Below are 14,840 nucleotides of genomic sequence, written 5' to 3'. Positions count from 1 at the left end.
AACGAATGTTATTCTTCGTATCCGTTGGGATTCATCATCTGCCAGCGCCAGGCGTCGCGACACATGTCTTCGATGTCAAACTTCGCTTCCCAGCCCAAATCACGTTTTGCCGCATCAGCGCTTGAGTAGCATTCTGCCACATCGCCAGCACGACGAGGTAAGATGGCATAGGGAACCTTTTTACCCGTCGCCTGTTCGAAGGCATGAACCACTTCAAGAACACTGTAGCCACGTCCCGTGCCAAGATTCCAAACATGGATACCAGGTTTCCCTTTTGTGGCCGCCAGTGTACTGACATGACCGCGTGCCAGATCGACCACATGAATGTAGTCGCGGACACCAGTTCCATCAGGCGTGTCATAATCGTCGCCAAACACGCCAAGCCGTTCGAGCTTGCCAGAAGCCACCTGGGTGATATATGGCATAAGGTTGTTCGGTATGCCATTAGGGTCTTCGCCCATCAATCCACTCTCATGCGCACCAATAGGGTTAAAGTACCGCAAAAGCGTAATATTCCACTCGTCATCAGCACGCTGTAGATCCCGCAAAATCTGCTCAAGCATCTTTTTTGTCTGGCCGTACGGATTCGTGACCTCACCAAGCGGGCAGTCTTCAGTAATCGGCACAAATGCTGGGTCCCCATACACAGTTGCCGACGAACTGAAAATGAGATTCTTTACCCCATGCGACCGCATGACATCCAACAGTATTAAGGAACCGGTAATATTGTTTTCGTAATACTCCCAGGGCAGCGAAACGCTTTCACCGACTGCTTTTAGTCCAGCAAAATGAATAACTGCCGAAATGTTTTCTTGCTCAAAAAGGTTTTCAAGACCAGCTCGATCACGCATATCTATCTGGTAAAACCGCGGGCGCACACCAGTAATCTGCTCAATACGATTAAGTGACTCAGCTTTTGAATTTACGAGATTATCAAAAACGACGACATCGTAACCAGCTTCAATTAGCTCGACGCAGGTATGACTTCCAATAAAGCCTGTTCCGCCAGTGACTAGAATAGTTTCCATGTGAGCTCCTTGCTCTTCTTTTGACGTTGCCTTTCATGGCGGCAGGTAGTAGCTTCTTTCAACATGGTGTACATCATAAAGCGGAGATATACCATCATCGTGCGGCATACCTTTTCTTCTCGCGTTTATGTGCATACTGCGCACCGCAAAGAGGCCCTCACCAGAGTAGCAAATTATAAGCTGTACCGGTGTGTTTCCTTAAACTTCCAGATGGGTCGCTTGTGAAAAAGCAGTAGTGGAGCCCTTTCTTGGGGTAAACTAGTCCGCATGGATATTTTGCATCGCGCCTCGAAGCGCTCTCATCTGCCGTTTTTTGGTACGAGTATCCGCACCTTAGGTGTTCTATCTGTTATCGGCCTTTTTATCGCATTGCTCGTTTTTCCTTCGAGCGCTGTTGCTGACGATATGCAGGATGCGGTTGATCAAGCACAGTCTCAACTTTCTGCGGCCGAGGCACAGATGGAAGCAATTGTTGCTGATTATCACGCCACTGAAGCTGAAGCAGAATCAATGCAGACGCGTATTGATGAAACAGCCGCTGCCGCCTCGCAAGCTCAGCAGGCGGTAAATGAAGGTCGTGATGAACTGGGATTAGTGGCACTCTCGCAGTATCGCGCATCCGATTCATCGCTTATGCTTTCGTTGCTTTTAAATGCGACTTCATTCGACGACTTACTGCGGCAAGTCACGTACTTTGATGCAGTTATGCAGCAAAAGGCTGATCTTATTGCGGAACAGAAAGAACGCGTTGAGCAATATAACCAGCTCATCAGTGAACTGAATGCTCAGAAGGATGCTCAAGACGCAAAGCTTGCTGAACTTGAAGAACGTCGTACTGAAGCTCAAACCCTTGTTGAAAATGCTCAGTCTCAGTTGACAAATGCACAAGGTGAACAGGCTTCTCGCCTTGCAGCTTTAGCTGCCGCATCAGAATCGCTTGGTAATACCACAACTCAAGAAGAGACAACGACTTCGTTTGACCCTTCATGGAATACGTTCAGCAACGACAGTACGAATAATTCAAACTCGAATTCAAATTCGTCACCCTCTCCCTCTCCTACCCCTACTCCGACACCAACACCGAACAACAACACGAGTGATGATTCGACTGCGGGATGGAAAACGGGCATTGCTTCGGCGTACGGTGGATCATCAGACCCGTCTACCCCTAACCCTGGCACAACCGCCACGGGAGCCCGCTGCGACGATAATTCAATGGGTGTTGCAGTTCCGATGTCGCTTCCGGGTTACCGTTCGCTATTCGGGCATACTGTCGAAATTAAATATGGTGGCAAAACCGTTCTAGCAACTATCAATGACTGTGGTGGTATGGGTAACGGTAGCCGTGCGCTTGATTTGCAGCCAGGTGTGTTTAAGTCTTTTGGTGCAAGCACCTGCCAGGCTTGGGGCCTGCGCACCGTCAGCTACCGCATTCTTTAGCCACCAGCAAGCAGACATACCGAAGCGCTTTTATGAACCCCAGCAGTAACTCCTCCGCAAATCGTGAGCATTTTTCTGCGCTCACACCGCGTCTTATGTTGCAATTGGCAGCACCTCATACCTGGCCGGCTTCTATCGCACCGGTACTTATTGCTTGTGCTCTTTCATTCCAAACACTTGATGGCCACGCGCTTTCGGGCTTTATGGCTTGTGTGTTGCTCGTGATTAGCATACTGCTGCAATCGGCAGTCAATACTATCAACGACTATTTCGATTATGTAAAAGGCACCGATACGCGAGAAAATCAAGATGACCCCACCGATGCGGTGTTGGTATACAACAACGTTAATCCGACACAGGCGCGTACCTATGCCATTGCTTTGATTGTGTGTGCCTTTCTGCTTGGTCTGTACGTTATCTGGTACGCAGGAATTATTCCCCTGATCATCGCCCTTATTGGAGTGGTAATCATATTCCTCTATTCAGGGAGTAAAACACCGATATCCTACTTACCGCTTGGTGAAGTTGTGAGTGGTTTTACGATGGGTGGACTGATTACTCTCGCTTCCTATCAGGCACTGACGGGTGTTTTTGATGGCACGGTTCTGATATGGTCGCTGCCGGTTATGCTTGGCATTGCTTTGATCATGCTGACAAACAATACCTGCGATATCGAAAAAGATATAACAGCACACCGGCAGACGCTGCCGGTTCTACTTGGTCGCAAGAATGCCCGCTCGCTGTACCACGGCATCATTTATACGTGGATCGTACTTGTCTGTTTACTTGTTATTATGCATGGTGGCGGTGGCTGGATTGTGCTCCCTTTCATGCTTGTTGCTGTGCATCCAATTGGACGTGCCCTTATTGCAAATCCGCTTATTCCATCAAGTCGCGCAGGTGCATTTGCCCAGTGTACAAGCCTTAATATTGCTCTTGCTGCCTTCTATGCGGCAGGACTTTTGGCCTATACACTTCCCGTGTCGTTCTTCCCTCTTGTTTAGAGGCTGTACTTTTTCACGCACGTAACACGCGTTGCGCTAGTTCTCTGTCATCACGCAGAAGTTGTTATCGCTGACAACGGCCGCCTGAGAGTTGTTTAGTGGAACCAGATCAAGCTTGTCGCCGTAGATTCTGATCGTCTCAGCGGTCGTCTCGACGAAAGGAAACTCGCCGTTATGGGGCAGCACGTACCAATCGACGAGCCCCATACCGATGCAGTCGTTGAGTTCGGGGGCTACCGCCCTATCGTCCATAATTTGGTTGTACTCAATGTCTGGGCAAGCGATTATCGCGCCGGCGGATTCCCCGATATAGAGCATGCCCTTGCGAACCTTTTTCGCAATAAGGTCAATAAGCCCGTTTCTTTTCAGTTCTTGTAGGAGGAAGAACGTATTACCACCGGATATGCACAGGCATTCGCAGCTTGCAATAGTATGGGCAGCCTCATCGCGTGTGACTGCAGCCACGTCGAGGGTTCGTAGGGCGTAACCCATTTCCCGAAGTACTGCTGCCCCTTCGTCGACATAACCTCGGTATTCCTCCACGTTGGCAGCGGTGGGGATGAACACGATTTCCACAGGCTGCTCCTCCGAGAGAAACTTTTCGGCAAGGCCCTTCGTGCCTGCTAGGTAGGATGTCAAGAACAGCTTCATAGAAACGATACTCCTTTTGATCTGCCTATGTGTATAGTATCGGCCATGCGATAGATTCATAGTGTGATTTCGCATCTTAGGAATTTATTTTACCTGACGCAGGGTTCATCGAGGTCGATGAGTGCCATGGGCGCATCACCAGCCTTCATCCAGCCAGTAAACAGAGCACCTCATTGAGTACTATGCATCAGCCCGTCTCATTGAATGCCGTGCGAGCTAACGACAGTAACTCAGCAACCTTAAGAAAACGTGATATGCGAAACACCCCGCAGTCGATCAAGATTTGCGACAGCAATAAGTTCTTGTGGAGTAACTGCCTCATCAGTATCGATAATTCCCGCTAAATAGGATAGATGCCCGATTAGCGCCTCTGGAAAACGGTAGGTTTCTAACATACGTTTGAGTGAAGCATCCTGATCGCGTTTTGACAGACGTCGTCCAGTGGCATTCACCAAAAGTGGCACGTGCGCATAGGCCGGGTGTGGAAGACCCAGAAGGTCCTGCAGATACTGTTGTCGCGCAGCGCTTTCGAGCAGGTCAACACCACGGACAACCGAGGTAACTCCTTGTGCCGCATCGTCTATTACCACCGCAAGCTGATAGGCAAATACCCCGTCGGCACGTCGGACAATAAAATCACCACAGGTATCTTTGAGATTTTGAGTACTCACACCCTGCATACGATCGGTAAAAGAAACAACCGTGTCAGGTACCATCACGCGCCAAGCTGGCTGCCGGCCAATTTCTGCAAGCTCGTGTACGCGCCTGGCAACAACGTCGGGTGCAAGATTGCGACAGGTGCCGGCATAGACAACGCTTCCACCATGAGGGGCTGATGCCGCATGTATATCGGCCCGGCTGCAAAAACAAGGATAGAGCAGCCCCCTTTGTCGAAGCTGGTCAAAAGCTTCTTGATAAGCCTGAGTGCGGGTGCTCTGAAAGAGTGGTCCTTCATCCCAATCAAAACCCAACTTCTTGAAATCACGCATAATGTCGCGCGCATATTCAGCTCGACAGCGAGCCGGATCAAGATCTTCAATACGTAAAACAATGCACCCGTTTGCTTGACGTGCAACAAGCCACGCAATGAGCGCAGAAAAGATATTGCCAGCATGCAACTGCCCTGATGGTGAAGGAGCAAAACGACCAACAACGGGTACTGTCGGCGAAGCAGATTTAGCGGCATCAAATGTCATGCCAGCACAATCTTATTCGCTAAAGCGCAGGCAGAAGGCACCAATCTGTACGACATCACCATCATGCAGTATCGCTTCAGAAATACTTTCATTATTGATCCACACGCCGTTAAAACTTCCATCATCGGTGATGCGATAACCATCAGGCGTAGCTTCAATAAGTGCATGTGCACGAGATACCGTCATATCGTTAAGAAAAATATCACACTGAGGCGATCGACCCACGTTCATCTTGTTGGTACCAAGCCGATAGGCTGTTCCCTGGTTTTGGGGACCACGTAAAACCGTTAATGTTGAAGGGCGCGCAGGAGAAAGAGGAGCGCTGATTGTCTCGTTTAACGCGATGGGCTTAAAGCGCTGAGTAGCTCCCGAAAGCTTAAAACCACAAGAGGGGCACGCTGCGGCGCCAGGTTCCAGGGGGCTATTACATACCGGGCAGGTTTCCATAGTGGCTCTTTCTCGTTGTTGGTAGACCTAAGCTGCCTTTTGCAGTACACGGTCATCTATCTTTGGAGTTTCATTGTACAGAATGCTTTGCGCTACAGCGGATTCTCCCGAGAAACCAGAGATGAAGCGCTGCCACCAGATGCCGATGCCCGTAAAAAAGTCAGGAGCATCAACACTCTGCGTAGCCACCAGGTTTTCAGTTGCAATAAGCGTGTTGTGCTGATAGTAGTCAATACGCCCAACGATATCGCCAGCTTTTACGGCTCCGTTGGGCACAAACCAGGTTGCTTGCTGACTGACATTGCCTTCAAGATCGCAGACCATTACCTCAGCCGACGCATCGCTAAATGTTGCATCAACAGTTTTATCAGTCCAGGCACCCAGGGCTACTGAAGCAGCAAGCGGTACGGTAGTGCCCGAAGCATCAACAGTCGTGTTTTCGGTATGAGCTAATGAATAATTAATTCGATGGTTAAAAACCCAATCCCAGAGCGTGCGCGTATCAGTAAAACGCTGCTTTTCGCTTGTCGAATCAAGTACCACCGAATAGAGCGTGATATCAGAAGTTTCTACCGCTCCAGCAAAGCATTCGCCAGCCGAATCGGTAAAACCTGTCTTAACCCCAATCGTACCCTCATAACTGCCTAAAAGTTCATCGGTGCTGTCAAGCGAAAGGGAAACCTGTTCCCCATTACGCAATACCTTGCAGGTTCCCCCATCGGTGCTTGTAATCGAACGGATAGCATCTTTGCTCATGGCATATTCGATAAGCTTTGATATATCGCGCGCGGTACTGCCAAAGTCACCTGACCACGAACCATCATCGAGACCGTGTGGGTTTGACCAAATTGAATCGTTCATGCCCAAATCGGCGGACTTCGCGTTCATGGCATCAACGAAAGCCTGTACGCAAGCGCTGCTATCCGAAGCATCTTTATTTGACGATGTCAGCATCATGCCGCCAATTGATTCAGCAATAGCCCACGCAGCATCGTTTCCCGAAGGCCACAGCAATGCTTTGAGCGCTTCAGAAAGAGGCATGGTATCCCCTTCCTGCAGGGCGGCTGTTGATTCGCCAATACGAGCGGCTTGGGAGCTTACCGTAATGGTTGTGTCAAGTGGCACGGAATCAATGGCGGTTACGGCTGTCATAACCTTTGTAATACTGGCAATATGAACGCGGGTATCAGCATCGCGCTCAAAATAGGTGGTTCCATCTGAGCCAACAACAATCGCGTGTTCAGCATCAATATTAGGACAGCGGGAAAGAGCAAGGCTACGGGCACTAACAGTTTGACCAATGACGATATCGCTCTTGCGAACATCAGCGAGTGCTCCCGTGGGAAATACAAGCGTGCAGGAAAGTATCCCCGCTATCAGAAAAGCCCCCGCGCACTGAATAAAACGCGTTCCGCGCTTGTTACGCAATGACGATGGATATGTTTGCAACCGCATCAGACACTCGCTTTCTGCTGTACCTGACGAACTTTGGAGATGGCAGCGTAAACGTAGTACGAGGTGGTAAACACGCCGAGTAGCATGCCAGCATACACAAACCAGATGCCCCACCCCACCAGTTCATGGTTAAAACCAGGAAGCCACGCAACATCAACCATACCTAATCCAGCTATTTGTGGCCAGTTGAGTATGAGGGCAGCAAATCCAACAAAGAGGCACGTCGTAGCTACTTTTCCTGGATAGATAACATCCACGTGTACGTTCCATTGACGACGCAGCAAGGCATACCCGGCCATCATTACGGCGTCACGACAGACGATGACCGCAATAATCCAAAGTGGCACGCGCCCAATCAGAAAAACACCCAAGACACCAAATATCATGAGCAGTCTATCAACAGCCGGATCAAGCATGCGACCCAGTTTACTCACGCTGTGAGTGCGACGTGCAACCTGCCCATCAATCCAGTCCGTGCCGGCTGCAAGCGCAAACAAAATCATAGCGGAGACATCATGTCCCCCAATAAGAACAACAAAGAACAGCGGGATCAAACAGAGCCGTATGAAGCTAATAAGATTAGGAAGCGTCAGAATACGGTCCGTTGGTTGCGCGGGGGTACCGTATTCATCCTTTTGCGTGTCGTGTATCTGCTGATCCGTCCGGTGCACGTAGTTTCCTTCGAAGAGCGACTCCAGCGTACCACTGCACGCCTAAGCTGCCATTCTAGCGCAAGCACAGCGAAATTAATCGGTGCTTGTATTGCGTTGCTTCGCTTTCATAGCGGCTTCAACTTTCGCCTTCTTTGCAGCAGCCTTTGCCGCTTTTTCTTCGGCGGATTCCTCTGGTTTTTCCATCAGCTCAATATGCATCATGCGCAGAGGTTTTTGATACTCTGGCTCCATCGAAAGCGAAGATGTCGGGCACGCACGAACGCAGGCACTGCATTGCACGCAACGAAAATGATCGATCGACCAGGTACCATTCTTTTTTTCAACCACAATTGCGTCCGAAGGGCATACTCGCTGGCACATACCGCAGAGAATACATTCGTCGATACGATTCGCAATATGACCCTTGAGGTTGAGATATGCCGGCTTGACCTCTGTTGGATAGAGTAATGTTTCAGGTTTGGTAAACAACGAACGGAGCGTCATTTTTCCCAATTTGAAGCTTCCCATACCATGCCTACCTTTCCGAACAGCTGATGCAAGGATCGATGGTAAGAACAATCATATTTACATCAGCCAAATCGCAACCCTTAAGCGCCATGGCCATACCAGCGAGGTTAGCGCTCGTTGGTGTGCGCATGCGCATGCGCGAGAGAAACTTTGTTCCGTTACCCGATGCATAGTAGTAGCATTCGCCGCGCGGCTGCTCAAGCGCATGACACGCCTGGGATCCTGCGGCGGGTGAACCCTTTACCTTAGTAAGCACTTCACCCGCAGGGATCGTATCAATCAGCTGGCAAATGATATCGATACTCTGCAACACTTCGCGTATACGTACTTCAACCCGTGCATAGCAGTCGCCATCATGAGATAAGATCGGCTCGAAATTGGGAAGAGCCGCATAGGCAGCACTCCCCTTACAACGGGCATCGTTGTTGACAGCCGATGCGCGCGCAAACGGACCCGTCATACTCCAAGCGGCTGCATCTTCGGGAGAAATGTAGCCAACTCCCACAAGGCGACCTTTGACGCTTGAATCTTTTAAGAACGTATCGCTGATCTGCTGATAGTCAGCTTTGATACCTTCAAGTCTCTCTTTCACTGTAGCGAGTATTTGAGCATCTTGATCGCGCACCATGCCACCGACGAGGTTTGCAGAAAAGATGACACGACCACCAGTCATTGCTTCAAACAGGTCGAGCACACGCTCACGCAGGCGCCAGCAATGCATGAAGAGACTTTCAAAGCCGAATGCATCAGCGGCAAGACCTAGCCACAGTACATGAGAATGAATACGTGACATCTCGTGCATGATAACGCGCAGATACTGAGCACGTGGCGGCACTTCGATGCCCATGAGATGCTCGATAGTTTCGGCGTATCCCATGCTATGACCAAAGGCACAGATACCGCAGATACGTTCTGCGACGTAGATAAACTGGTTGTAGTCCTTGGTTTCAGTCAGACGCTCAAGACCACGATGGATAAACCCAATCTGAGGAATGGCTTCAACAACCGTCTCATCTTCCACTACCAGATCGAGGTGAAGTGGTTCGGGTAAAACGGGATGTTGGGGACCAAAAGGTATAACGGTTGACTTACCCATAACTATTCACCTTCCTTCGAAGCAGTTTCTCGAGCAGCACGTGCCTCTTTCGCCTTTGCTAAGCGTGCCGCTTTTTCACGAGCTGCTTTTTGAGCGGGGGTAATGACTGTCATGGGTGCCTTTTCTACCAGATCATAGAAACGTCCCGCAAAATCGAGAACCATACCCTCAACACGAAGGCCGAATAGATCGACCGCTTCGTTTTCAAATGGGAACAGCCCCAGATACATACCTTGAAGCGACGGAAGTGGCGTATCAGGCGTTACGCCATGAACCTGGTAGTTTTCGTAGACATCGTCTACCCCATCGTGGCAAAAGGTGTACGTAACCAATACGCCTTCTTCAGTATTCGTGCAATGTATCTGCACTGCACGAGCACCGGCTTCCTTTTTCTGGGCGGCCAGATCAACAATCTGGTCGATAGTTATATCTTCAAACGTCTGCTTCATTGGGCGTCTCCAACTTCTGTATCGTGCGCAGCTGCTGCCATAATGGCCTCTTCAACAGGCACGGCAACCGCATTCTGTGCGTCATGCGACTTCATAGGTGTTGTTGGATCTTTCCCTGCTTTCAGTAGTGCAGCTTTTTCTTCAAGTATGCCAACCGCTTCAACAACCGCATCGATAATTGCTTCAGGTCGAATGGCACATCCCGGTGCATAGACGTCAACTGGAACAGCGTTTTCCACTCCACCAATAACGTTGTAACAATCGTGGAACACCCCACCGGTGCAGGCACAACATCCGCACGCAACAACGGCTTTTGGCTCTATCATCTGGTTGTACAGCTCTTGAACAACCTTAATATTCCGCTCATTAACACTTCCCGTTACCAACAGGATGTCGGCGTGTTTTGGGTTGCCAGTATTAATAACCCCGAAGCGTTCAGCATCAAAGCCAGGGCAGAGCGCGGCCAATACTTCTATATCGCATCCATTGCAGCTTGACGCGTCATAATGGATGACCCAGGGCGATTTACTCGCAAACGACATCGCTGCACCTCCTTACATAAACGCCAAAACGGTGATGTTAATACCACCCGCAATAAGAGCAACAATCCAGGCCCATTTGAGCATCGATTGCCACTTCACGCGGGCAAAGTTGTTGTCGATCCAGATTTCAAGAAGATAGACGACGACAACGGCGACGATGGCGGCTATCCATCCAACAGGGCTCGCATAGAGGAAAAACATACCAACCCAGCCCATGAACAGCACCGTTTCGTACCAGTGCATAACCTCGACCTTCGCGAGGGTCGGGCCACTCATTTCGGTGGTAATACCCGAAACAAGTTCTTGATGCGCATGGTGGCTATTGGAAATATCAAAGGGGCTTTTACGGAGCTTGATCGTGAGCACAAACAGCAAACCCAAAAATACCGGCCACGTAAAGCAGAGGATGGGATGACGCAAGCTCAGAAGATCAGCCACATCAAACGACCCTGCGGTTAAGTACAGTGCCATCGCGCAAAGCAGCACCATTGGCTCGTAGCTCATAACCTGCATGGTTTCGCGCGCTGCGCCCGCTTCTGCAAAGGGCGAACGGGTTGAATAGGCCGCAAGAATAAAGAAGAGGCTCGATAGGGTAATAACAAACACACAGAGCAGGAAGTTACCACCCGAAAAGAAGATACCACCTGCAAGCACCGCAAAAACAAGCGACGCTATTACATAGGTTCCCTCGACGCTGTTAACGCTGAAACGCTCTTTTTCAAGCAGCTTACGCACATCCCAGTAGGGCTGCAAAAGCGGCGGGCCAACACGACCCTGCATGCGAGCGCTGATAATACGATCCACTCCGGCAATAAGGCAACCGACAATCGGTGCCAGCAACGCAAACAGAAGGGTTCCCAGTATCGTTGTGATAAACGTATTCATGGTCATCCTCCTATAACAGTGACGCGGGTGTAGCCAGAGCAATCGCAAAGGCGGCAATAATGATGATGGTACAAGCTATTTCCCCTATCGGAGCAATATGCGTTTCACCGAAAATACCCTCGAGATACCAGTTGCGAGCCGTCGAAGCTGTTTCGTGTGAAAGCGAATTAGTAAAGGTGCGTTGGGTATTATTGAGACCAACACCCGACAGATAGACACTTGCTTGGCGCGTCTTAGGATTTCGATGCGAAAGACCCCCGAATATAATCCAGGCAACCGCAAGCGAGAGAATGCCGGTAATCCAGAGGATGTCGTTTCCACCATTCGTGAAGACCGCTGGACCCCAAATAGTCCAAAGATACGGCATAACCAAATAGTCACTTATAACGGGCAAGAGCGCGCAGCAGAGCACCAGAACCACTGCCATCGTGGCAAGAGCAATCCATTCACTGCGATGGATGGAACCTTCGAGCGAATCTTGGGGCGCAGCAATACCAGCCAGCTTACCCATCCATTTTGCCCAGAACATAAAGGTTGCACCCGATCCAAAGGCAAGCAGGATAAGAAGAACCACTTGGCCTGAATCGATAAACGAAACGAGTGCTGCCCACTTTGATACCAACATGCCAAAGGGAGCAATAAACATGCACATGATACCGAGCATCATAAGACGACTGAGACGGGGCAACCGTTCAAATAGCAGATCTTCGTCTTCAATATCACGACTGCCAATATGATGCTCAGCGGTACCCACGCAAAGGAACAAGAGCGATTTAGCAATAGCATGGAACAGCACGAGGAAGATGGCTGCCCAAACTGCTTCGGGCGTGCCAACGCCAGCACAGGCGACAATAAGGCCGAGGTTGGCAATTGTCGAATAGGCAAGCACCCGCTTGGCATTGGACTGGCTGATAGCAATAAACGAAGCAAGGCAGAATGTAATACCGCCAACCAGTATCGTCATAGCTGCTGGTATAACTGACACGGTAAATGCTGGCGCCAGTTTAATAAGCATAAATACGCCTGCTTTTACCATCGTTGAACTGTGCAGCAAGGCACTGGTGGGAGTAGGTGCCACCATTGCGCCCAAAAGCCAGGTGTGAAACGGCATTTGAGCTGCCTTTGTGATACCAGCGAATGCCAGGCAAGTCACTGGCACGATAGCAAGGGTTGGATAGAGCGCTGCAGCTTGTACGAAATCAGCAAGTGACAAGGTATTAAAGAACAGGACACTACACATAAGAGCCAAGACAAATGCGATACCGCCGGCAAGATTCATAATAATCTGGCGAAACGCACTCCGTAGTGCTTCTCCGGTCTTTGTGTAACCGATAAGCAAAAACGAGCAAACCGTTGTCACTTCCCAACCAGCAAACAGCCAGGAAAGATTATTGCTAAATACGATTGCATACATGGCCGAAAGAAAAAGGAACATGAGAGCAAAGAATACTGGCCGACGGTCAGGGTCATTGGCATGATGCTTTTGGAAGTCCTTCATGTAACCAAGGGCGTATACGCAGATACCGCATCCAACGATGCCAATAATGAACACCATGAGCAGCGACAGTGAGTCAAAGTACAGGTTGTAGTGCACGTGTGAGTCTGAAGCAATTGTCAGCGGCACTTCAAAAAGGAGTGAAAGAACCAACTGAATAATGGCCAAGACACCTGCCCAGCGATTCTTATACCGAACGGCATAGACCATAATGCATGCACAGACCGCTACGCTTACGAGAGGAAGCAATAGATCAACCAGAGGTGCTTCGGCCTCGAAATAAACGCCAGGCGTACCGATATTGGTTGCAATCAACCACAGTGATGCCGCTGCAATAAACGCAGAGGCACCATACACAATGGCCCCTCGAAGCATTTCGGTACGTGCGACAAGCAATAAAGCTGCCGCAATGAGCGGAAACACGATTAAAAATACGGGCGTACCCACGGGCGTCACCCCTTCAAACATTCTCTGATACGTGGAGCTATCTGCTATAGCTGTATATGAGCATACGGCAAGAGCGTTGCGCCAGGTATAGGGGTTTTAACGGAGGTTGCCACAATCGGTAGACGGATTTTTACTGGCTAAAGCAGCCTAAGCGAACAAATTCTGTCCGTATTCAGTGCACATTTTATGCACATGTACGAAAGCAGGCCAGAAGCTTTAAGCCCCTGGCCTGCGTTTTCGATGGTGGGCGTTACAAGATTTGAACTTGTGGCCTCTTCCGTGTCAGGGAAGCGCTCTCCCCCTGAGCTAAACGCCCGTATGTGCTGCCATGCAGCGAAAGACATTCTATCAAAGACCTCTTGAAATGGAAGAGACTTTTCAGAATGCTGCGCAGGTGCACCGAAAAGCTGGAGGCGACGCCCGGATTCGAACCGGGGATAAAGGCTTTGCAGGCCTCTGCCTTACCACTTGGCCACGTCGCCGTGTGACACCCTGTTTCAACAGAAGAGCCGACCGAATTGTATTCAGTCGGCTCTGGTTAAACACTGGAGCGGACAACGGGGTTCGAACCCGCGACCCCCACCTTGGCAAGGTGGTGCTCTACCAACTGAGCCATGTCCGCGTGCGCAAGAGACAATTATACGTAACTCACCGAGTGACGCAAGGGGGTATTTTGCTGTCTGTCTTCCCTCTTGCCTGGCGGCATAATTCCTTCATAAGGCAGTGCGATAGCATCGCTTCCACACCTTACCTGCGCTTTTATTGAAGCGAGATAGTCAGATACACGGGGATTATAGGATGCACATTTTTGACTGTAACCCTCTACCCACTATTTTTATTTAGCTCCACTTGTATCGAAACGATATGGTCAGATACACGTCGATGTACAAGAACGCATTACCGTCGAACTGCGGCGGTCTGGAGCTAACTACACGCAAGCGATCCGTGTCCCTATGGTGGTGAGTAGCCACAGACACACTTTTCTGCCTATATCCCCGGATCGTCCAAGACAGCAAAAACCCAAGCTCAAAAGAGCCTGGGTTTTGGTTACCTGGTGTCGGAGGCGGGATTTGAACCCGCACACCCGGTAAATGGGCACTAGCACCTCAAGCTAGCGTGTCTGCCGTTCCACCACTCCGACATAAGCTCAAACGAGCAGCTGGTAGTCTACCAAAAGCCCGTAGGATTGCAAAGAAGTTTTTAACTGTTGATAGTACCCTGCGGATAGAGAACCATCAGAAGGATAAGCGACAGCAAAAAGACCACGGCAAATACGATGGTAATACGATCGAGGTTACGCTCGATAATACCCGTGCCAGTATTCGTTGAATACAACGAACTTGCAATGGCGTCAGATATGCCAGTTCCCTTTCCGGAATGAAGCATAATAAAGACAATTAAGCCAGCGCCGGAAACAACGAGAGCAATAATAACCAGGATAAGCAGCGGATTCAATGCAAACTCTTCCAATCGGGTTCAACGGACAGGCCGCAATAAGCCTGCAAAACAGAAATTATACCGTAA

At 49.9% G+C, this 14,840-nt stretch carries 15 protein-coding genes and 4 tRNA genes; 2 read left to right on the top strand and 17 right to left on the bottom strand.

Annotation, left to right across the window (positions count from 1 at the left end; translation table 11 throughout):
* Positions 1-8: 8 nt before the first annotated feature.
* Entirely contained in the window at positions 9-1,028 is a 1,020-nt protein-coding gene (gene galE / locus CCUR_RS03645) for a UDP-glucose 4-epimerase GalE (protein ID WP_012803129.1), read from the bottom strand.
* Positions 1,029-1,295: 267 nt separating this feature from the next.
* Here galE and CCUR_RS03640 point away from each other — a divergent pair, with 267 nt between their 5' ends.
* Positions 1,296-2,468 carry a coiled-coil domain-containing protein gene (locus CCUR_RS03640; RefSeq protein WP_012803128.1) on the top strand — a complete coding sequence of 391 codons (1,173 nt, stop codon included), beginning with the start codon at positions 1,296-1,298 and terminating at the stop codon, positions 2,466-2,468.
* 32 nt (positions 2,469-2,500) lie between these two features.
* Entirely contained in the window at positions 2,501-3,472 is a 972-nt protein-coding gene (locus tag CCUR_RS03635; RefSeq protein WP_012803127.1) for a prenyltransferase, read from the top strand.
* Between the two features lie 36 nt (positions 3,473-3,508).
* Here the strand turns inward: CCUR_RS03635 and CCUR_RS03630 are convergent, their stop codons facing one another.
* The 16 genes from CCUR_RS03630 to secG form a co-directional block, all read right to left on the bottom strand.
* On the bottom strand, positions 3,509-4,123 hold the full coding sequence (locus tag CCUR_RS03630) for a Type 1 glutamine amidotransferase-like domain-containing protein (protein ID WP_012803126.1): 615 nt from the start codon (positions 4,121-4,123) through the stop codon (positions 3,509-3,511).
* A gap of 239 nt (positions 4,124-4,362) precedes the next feature.
* Complete coding sequence (gene gluQRS / locus CCUR_RS03625) at positions 4,363-5,319, bottom strand: tRNA glutamyl-Q(34) synthetase GluQRS (RefSeq protein ID WP_012803125.1); 957 nt, start codon at positions 5,317-5,319, stop codon at positions 4,363-4,365.
* 12 nt (positions 5,320-5,331) lie between these two features.
* Positions 5,332-5,766, bottom strand: coding sequence for an FHA domain-containing protein (locus tag CCUR_RS03620; RefSeq protein WP_012803124.1), 435 nt, complete (start codon positions 5,764-5,766; stop codon positions 5,332-5,334).
* A 27-nt stretch (positions 5,767-5,793) separates the two neighbouring features.
* Positions 5,794-7,221: a D-alanyl-D-alanine carboxypeptidase family protein gene (locus tag CCUR_RS03615; RefSeq protein ID WP_012803123.1), complete on the bottom strand. Its 1,428-nt coding sequence runs from the start codon at positions 7,219-7,221 to the stop codon at positions 5,794-5,796.
* Positions 7,221-7,892 carry a CDP-alcohol phosphatidyltransferase family protein gene (locus CCUR_RS03610; protein ID WP_012803122.1) on the bottom strand — a complete coding sequence of 224 codons (672 nt, stop codon included), beginning with the start codon at positions 7,890-7,892 and terminating at the stop codon, positions 7,221-7,223. Before CCUR_RS03610 ends, CCUR_RS03615 begins: the two co-directional genes overlap by 1 nt.
* A 75-nt stretch (positions 7,893-7,967) precedes the next feature.
* Positions 7,968-8,402, bottom strand: coding sequence for a 4Fe-4S dicluster domain-containing protein (locus CCUR_RS03605; RefSeq protein ID WP_012803121.1), 435 nt, complete (start codon positions 8,400-8,402; stop codon positions 7,968-7,970).
* A 7-nt stretch (positions 8,403-8,409) separates the two neighbouring features.
* Entirely contained in the window at positions 8,410-9,498 is a 1,089-nt protein-coding gene (locus CCUR_RS03600) for a hydrogenase large subunit (RefSeq protein WP_012803120.1), read from the bottom strand.
* 2 nt (positions 9,499-9,500) lie between these two features.
* Complete coding sequence (locus CCUR_RS03595) at positions 9,501-9,947, bottom strand: hypothetical protein (protein WP_012803119.1); 447 nt, start codon at positions 9,945-9,947, stop codon at positions 9,501-9,503.
* Positions 9,944-10,489, bottom strand: a complete 546-nt coding sequence (locus CCUR_RS03590; RefSeq protein WP_012803118.1) for an NADH-quinone oxidoreductase subunit B family protein — start codon at positions 10,487-10,489, stop codon at positions 9,944-9,946. Before CCUR_RS03590 ends, CCUR_RS03595 begins: the two co-directional genes overlap by 4 nt.
* A gap of 12 nt (positions 10,490-10,501) precedes the next feature.
* Positions 10,502-11,374, bottom strand: coding sequence for a respiratory chain complex I subunit 1 family protein (locus CCUR_RS03585; protein WP_012803117.1), 873 nt, complete (start codon positions 11,372-11,374; stop codon positions 10,502-10,504).
* A 10-nt stretch (positions 11,375-11,384) separates the two neighbouring features.
* Positions 11,385-13,316 (bottom strand): NADH-quinone oxidoreductase subunit 5 family protein, encoded by a 1,932-nt coding sequence (locus tag CCUR_RS03580; protein WP_012803116.1) that lies wholly within the window; start codon positions 13,314-13,316, stop codon positions 11,385-11,387.
* 241 nt (positions 13,317-13,557) lie between these two features.
* A tRNA-Val gene (locus CCUR_RS03575) sits at positions 13,558-13,632 on the bottom strand.
* 92 nt (positions 13,633-13,724) lie between these two features.
* Positions 13,725-13,798: transfer RNA gene (locus CCUR_RS03570), tRNA-Cys, on the bottom strand.
* A gap of 64 nt (positions 13,799-13,862) precedes the next feature.
* A tRNA-Gly gene (locus CCUR_RS03565) sits at positions 13,863-13,938 on the bottom strand.
* Positions 13,939-14,368: 430 nt separating this feature from the next.
* Positions 14,369-14,457, bottom strand: a tRNA-Leu gene (locus CCUR_RS03560).
* A 59-nt stretch (positions 14,458-14,516) separates the two neighbouring features.
* Positions 14,517-14,771 carry a preprotein translocase subunit SecG gene (secG, locus tag CCUR_RS03555; RefSeq protein WP_012803115.1) on the bottom strand — a complete coding sequence of 85 codons (255 nt, stop codon included), beginning with the start codon at positions 14,769-14,771 and terminating at the stop codon, positions 14,517-14,519.
* Positions 14,772-14,840: the final 69 nt, after the last annotated feature.

It is taken from the genome of Cryptobacterium curtum DSM 15641, from assembly GCF_000023845.1.
GTDB lineage: Bacteria > Actinomycetota > Coriobacteriia > Coriobacteriales > Eggerthellaceae > Cryptobacterium > Cryptobacterium curtum.
This window is presented reverse-complemented; position numbering and strand designations above follow the sequence as displayed.

Bases quoted from the DNA above. Each gene is read 5' to 3' on its own strand.
- galE (WP_012803129.1), bottom strand. From the start codon at position 1,028: ATGGAAACTATTCTAGTCACTGGCGGAACAGGCTTTATTGGAAGTCAT.
- CCUR_RS03640 (WP_012803128.1), top strand. From the start codon at position 1,296: ATGGATATTTTGCATCGCGCCTCGAAGCGCTCTCATCTGCCGTTTTTT.
- CCUR_RS03635 (WP_012803127.1), top strand. From the start codon at position 2,501: ATGAACCCCAGCAGTAACTCCTCCGCAAATCGTGAGCATTTTTCTGCG.
- CCUR_RS03630 (WP_012803126.1), bottom strand. From the start codon at position 4,123: ATGAAGCTGTTCTTGACATCCTACCTAGCAGGCACGAAGGGCCTTGCC.
- gluQRS (WP_012803125.1), bottom strand. From the start codon at position 5,319: ATGACATTTGATGCCGCTAAATCTGCTTCGCCGACAGTACCCGTTGTT.
- CCUR_RS03620 (WP_012803124.1), bottom strand. From the start codon at position 5,766: ATGGAAACCTGCCCGGTATGTAATAGCCCCCTGGAACCTGGCGCCGCA.
- CCUR_RS03615 (WP_012803123.1), bottom strand. From the start codon at position 7,221: ATGCGGTTGCAAACATATCCATCGTCATTGCGTAACAAGCGCGGAACG.
- CCUR_RS03605 (WP_012803121.1), bottom strand. From the start codon at position 8,402: ATGGGAAGCTTCAAATTGGGAAAAATGACGCTCCGTTCGTTGTTTACC.
- CCUR_RS03600 (WP_012803120.1), bottom strand. From the start codon at position 9,498: ATGGGTAAGTCAACCGTTATACCTTTTGGTCCCCAACATCCCGTTTTA.
- CCUR_RS03595 (WP_012803119.1), bottom strand. From the start codon at position 9,947: ATGAAGCAGACGTTTGAAGATATAACTATCGACCAGATTGTTGATCTG.
- CCUR_RS03590 (WP_012803118.1), bottom strand. From the start codon at position 10,489: ATGTCGTTTGCGAGTAAATCGCCCTGGGTCATCCATTATGACGCGTCA.
- CCUR_RS03585 (WP_012803117.1), bottom strand. From the start codon at position 11,374: ATGAATACGTTTATCACAACGATACTGGGAACCCTTCTGTTTGCGTTG.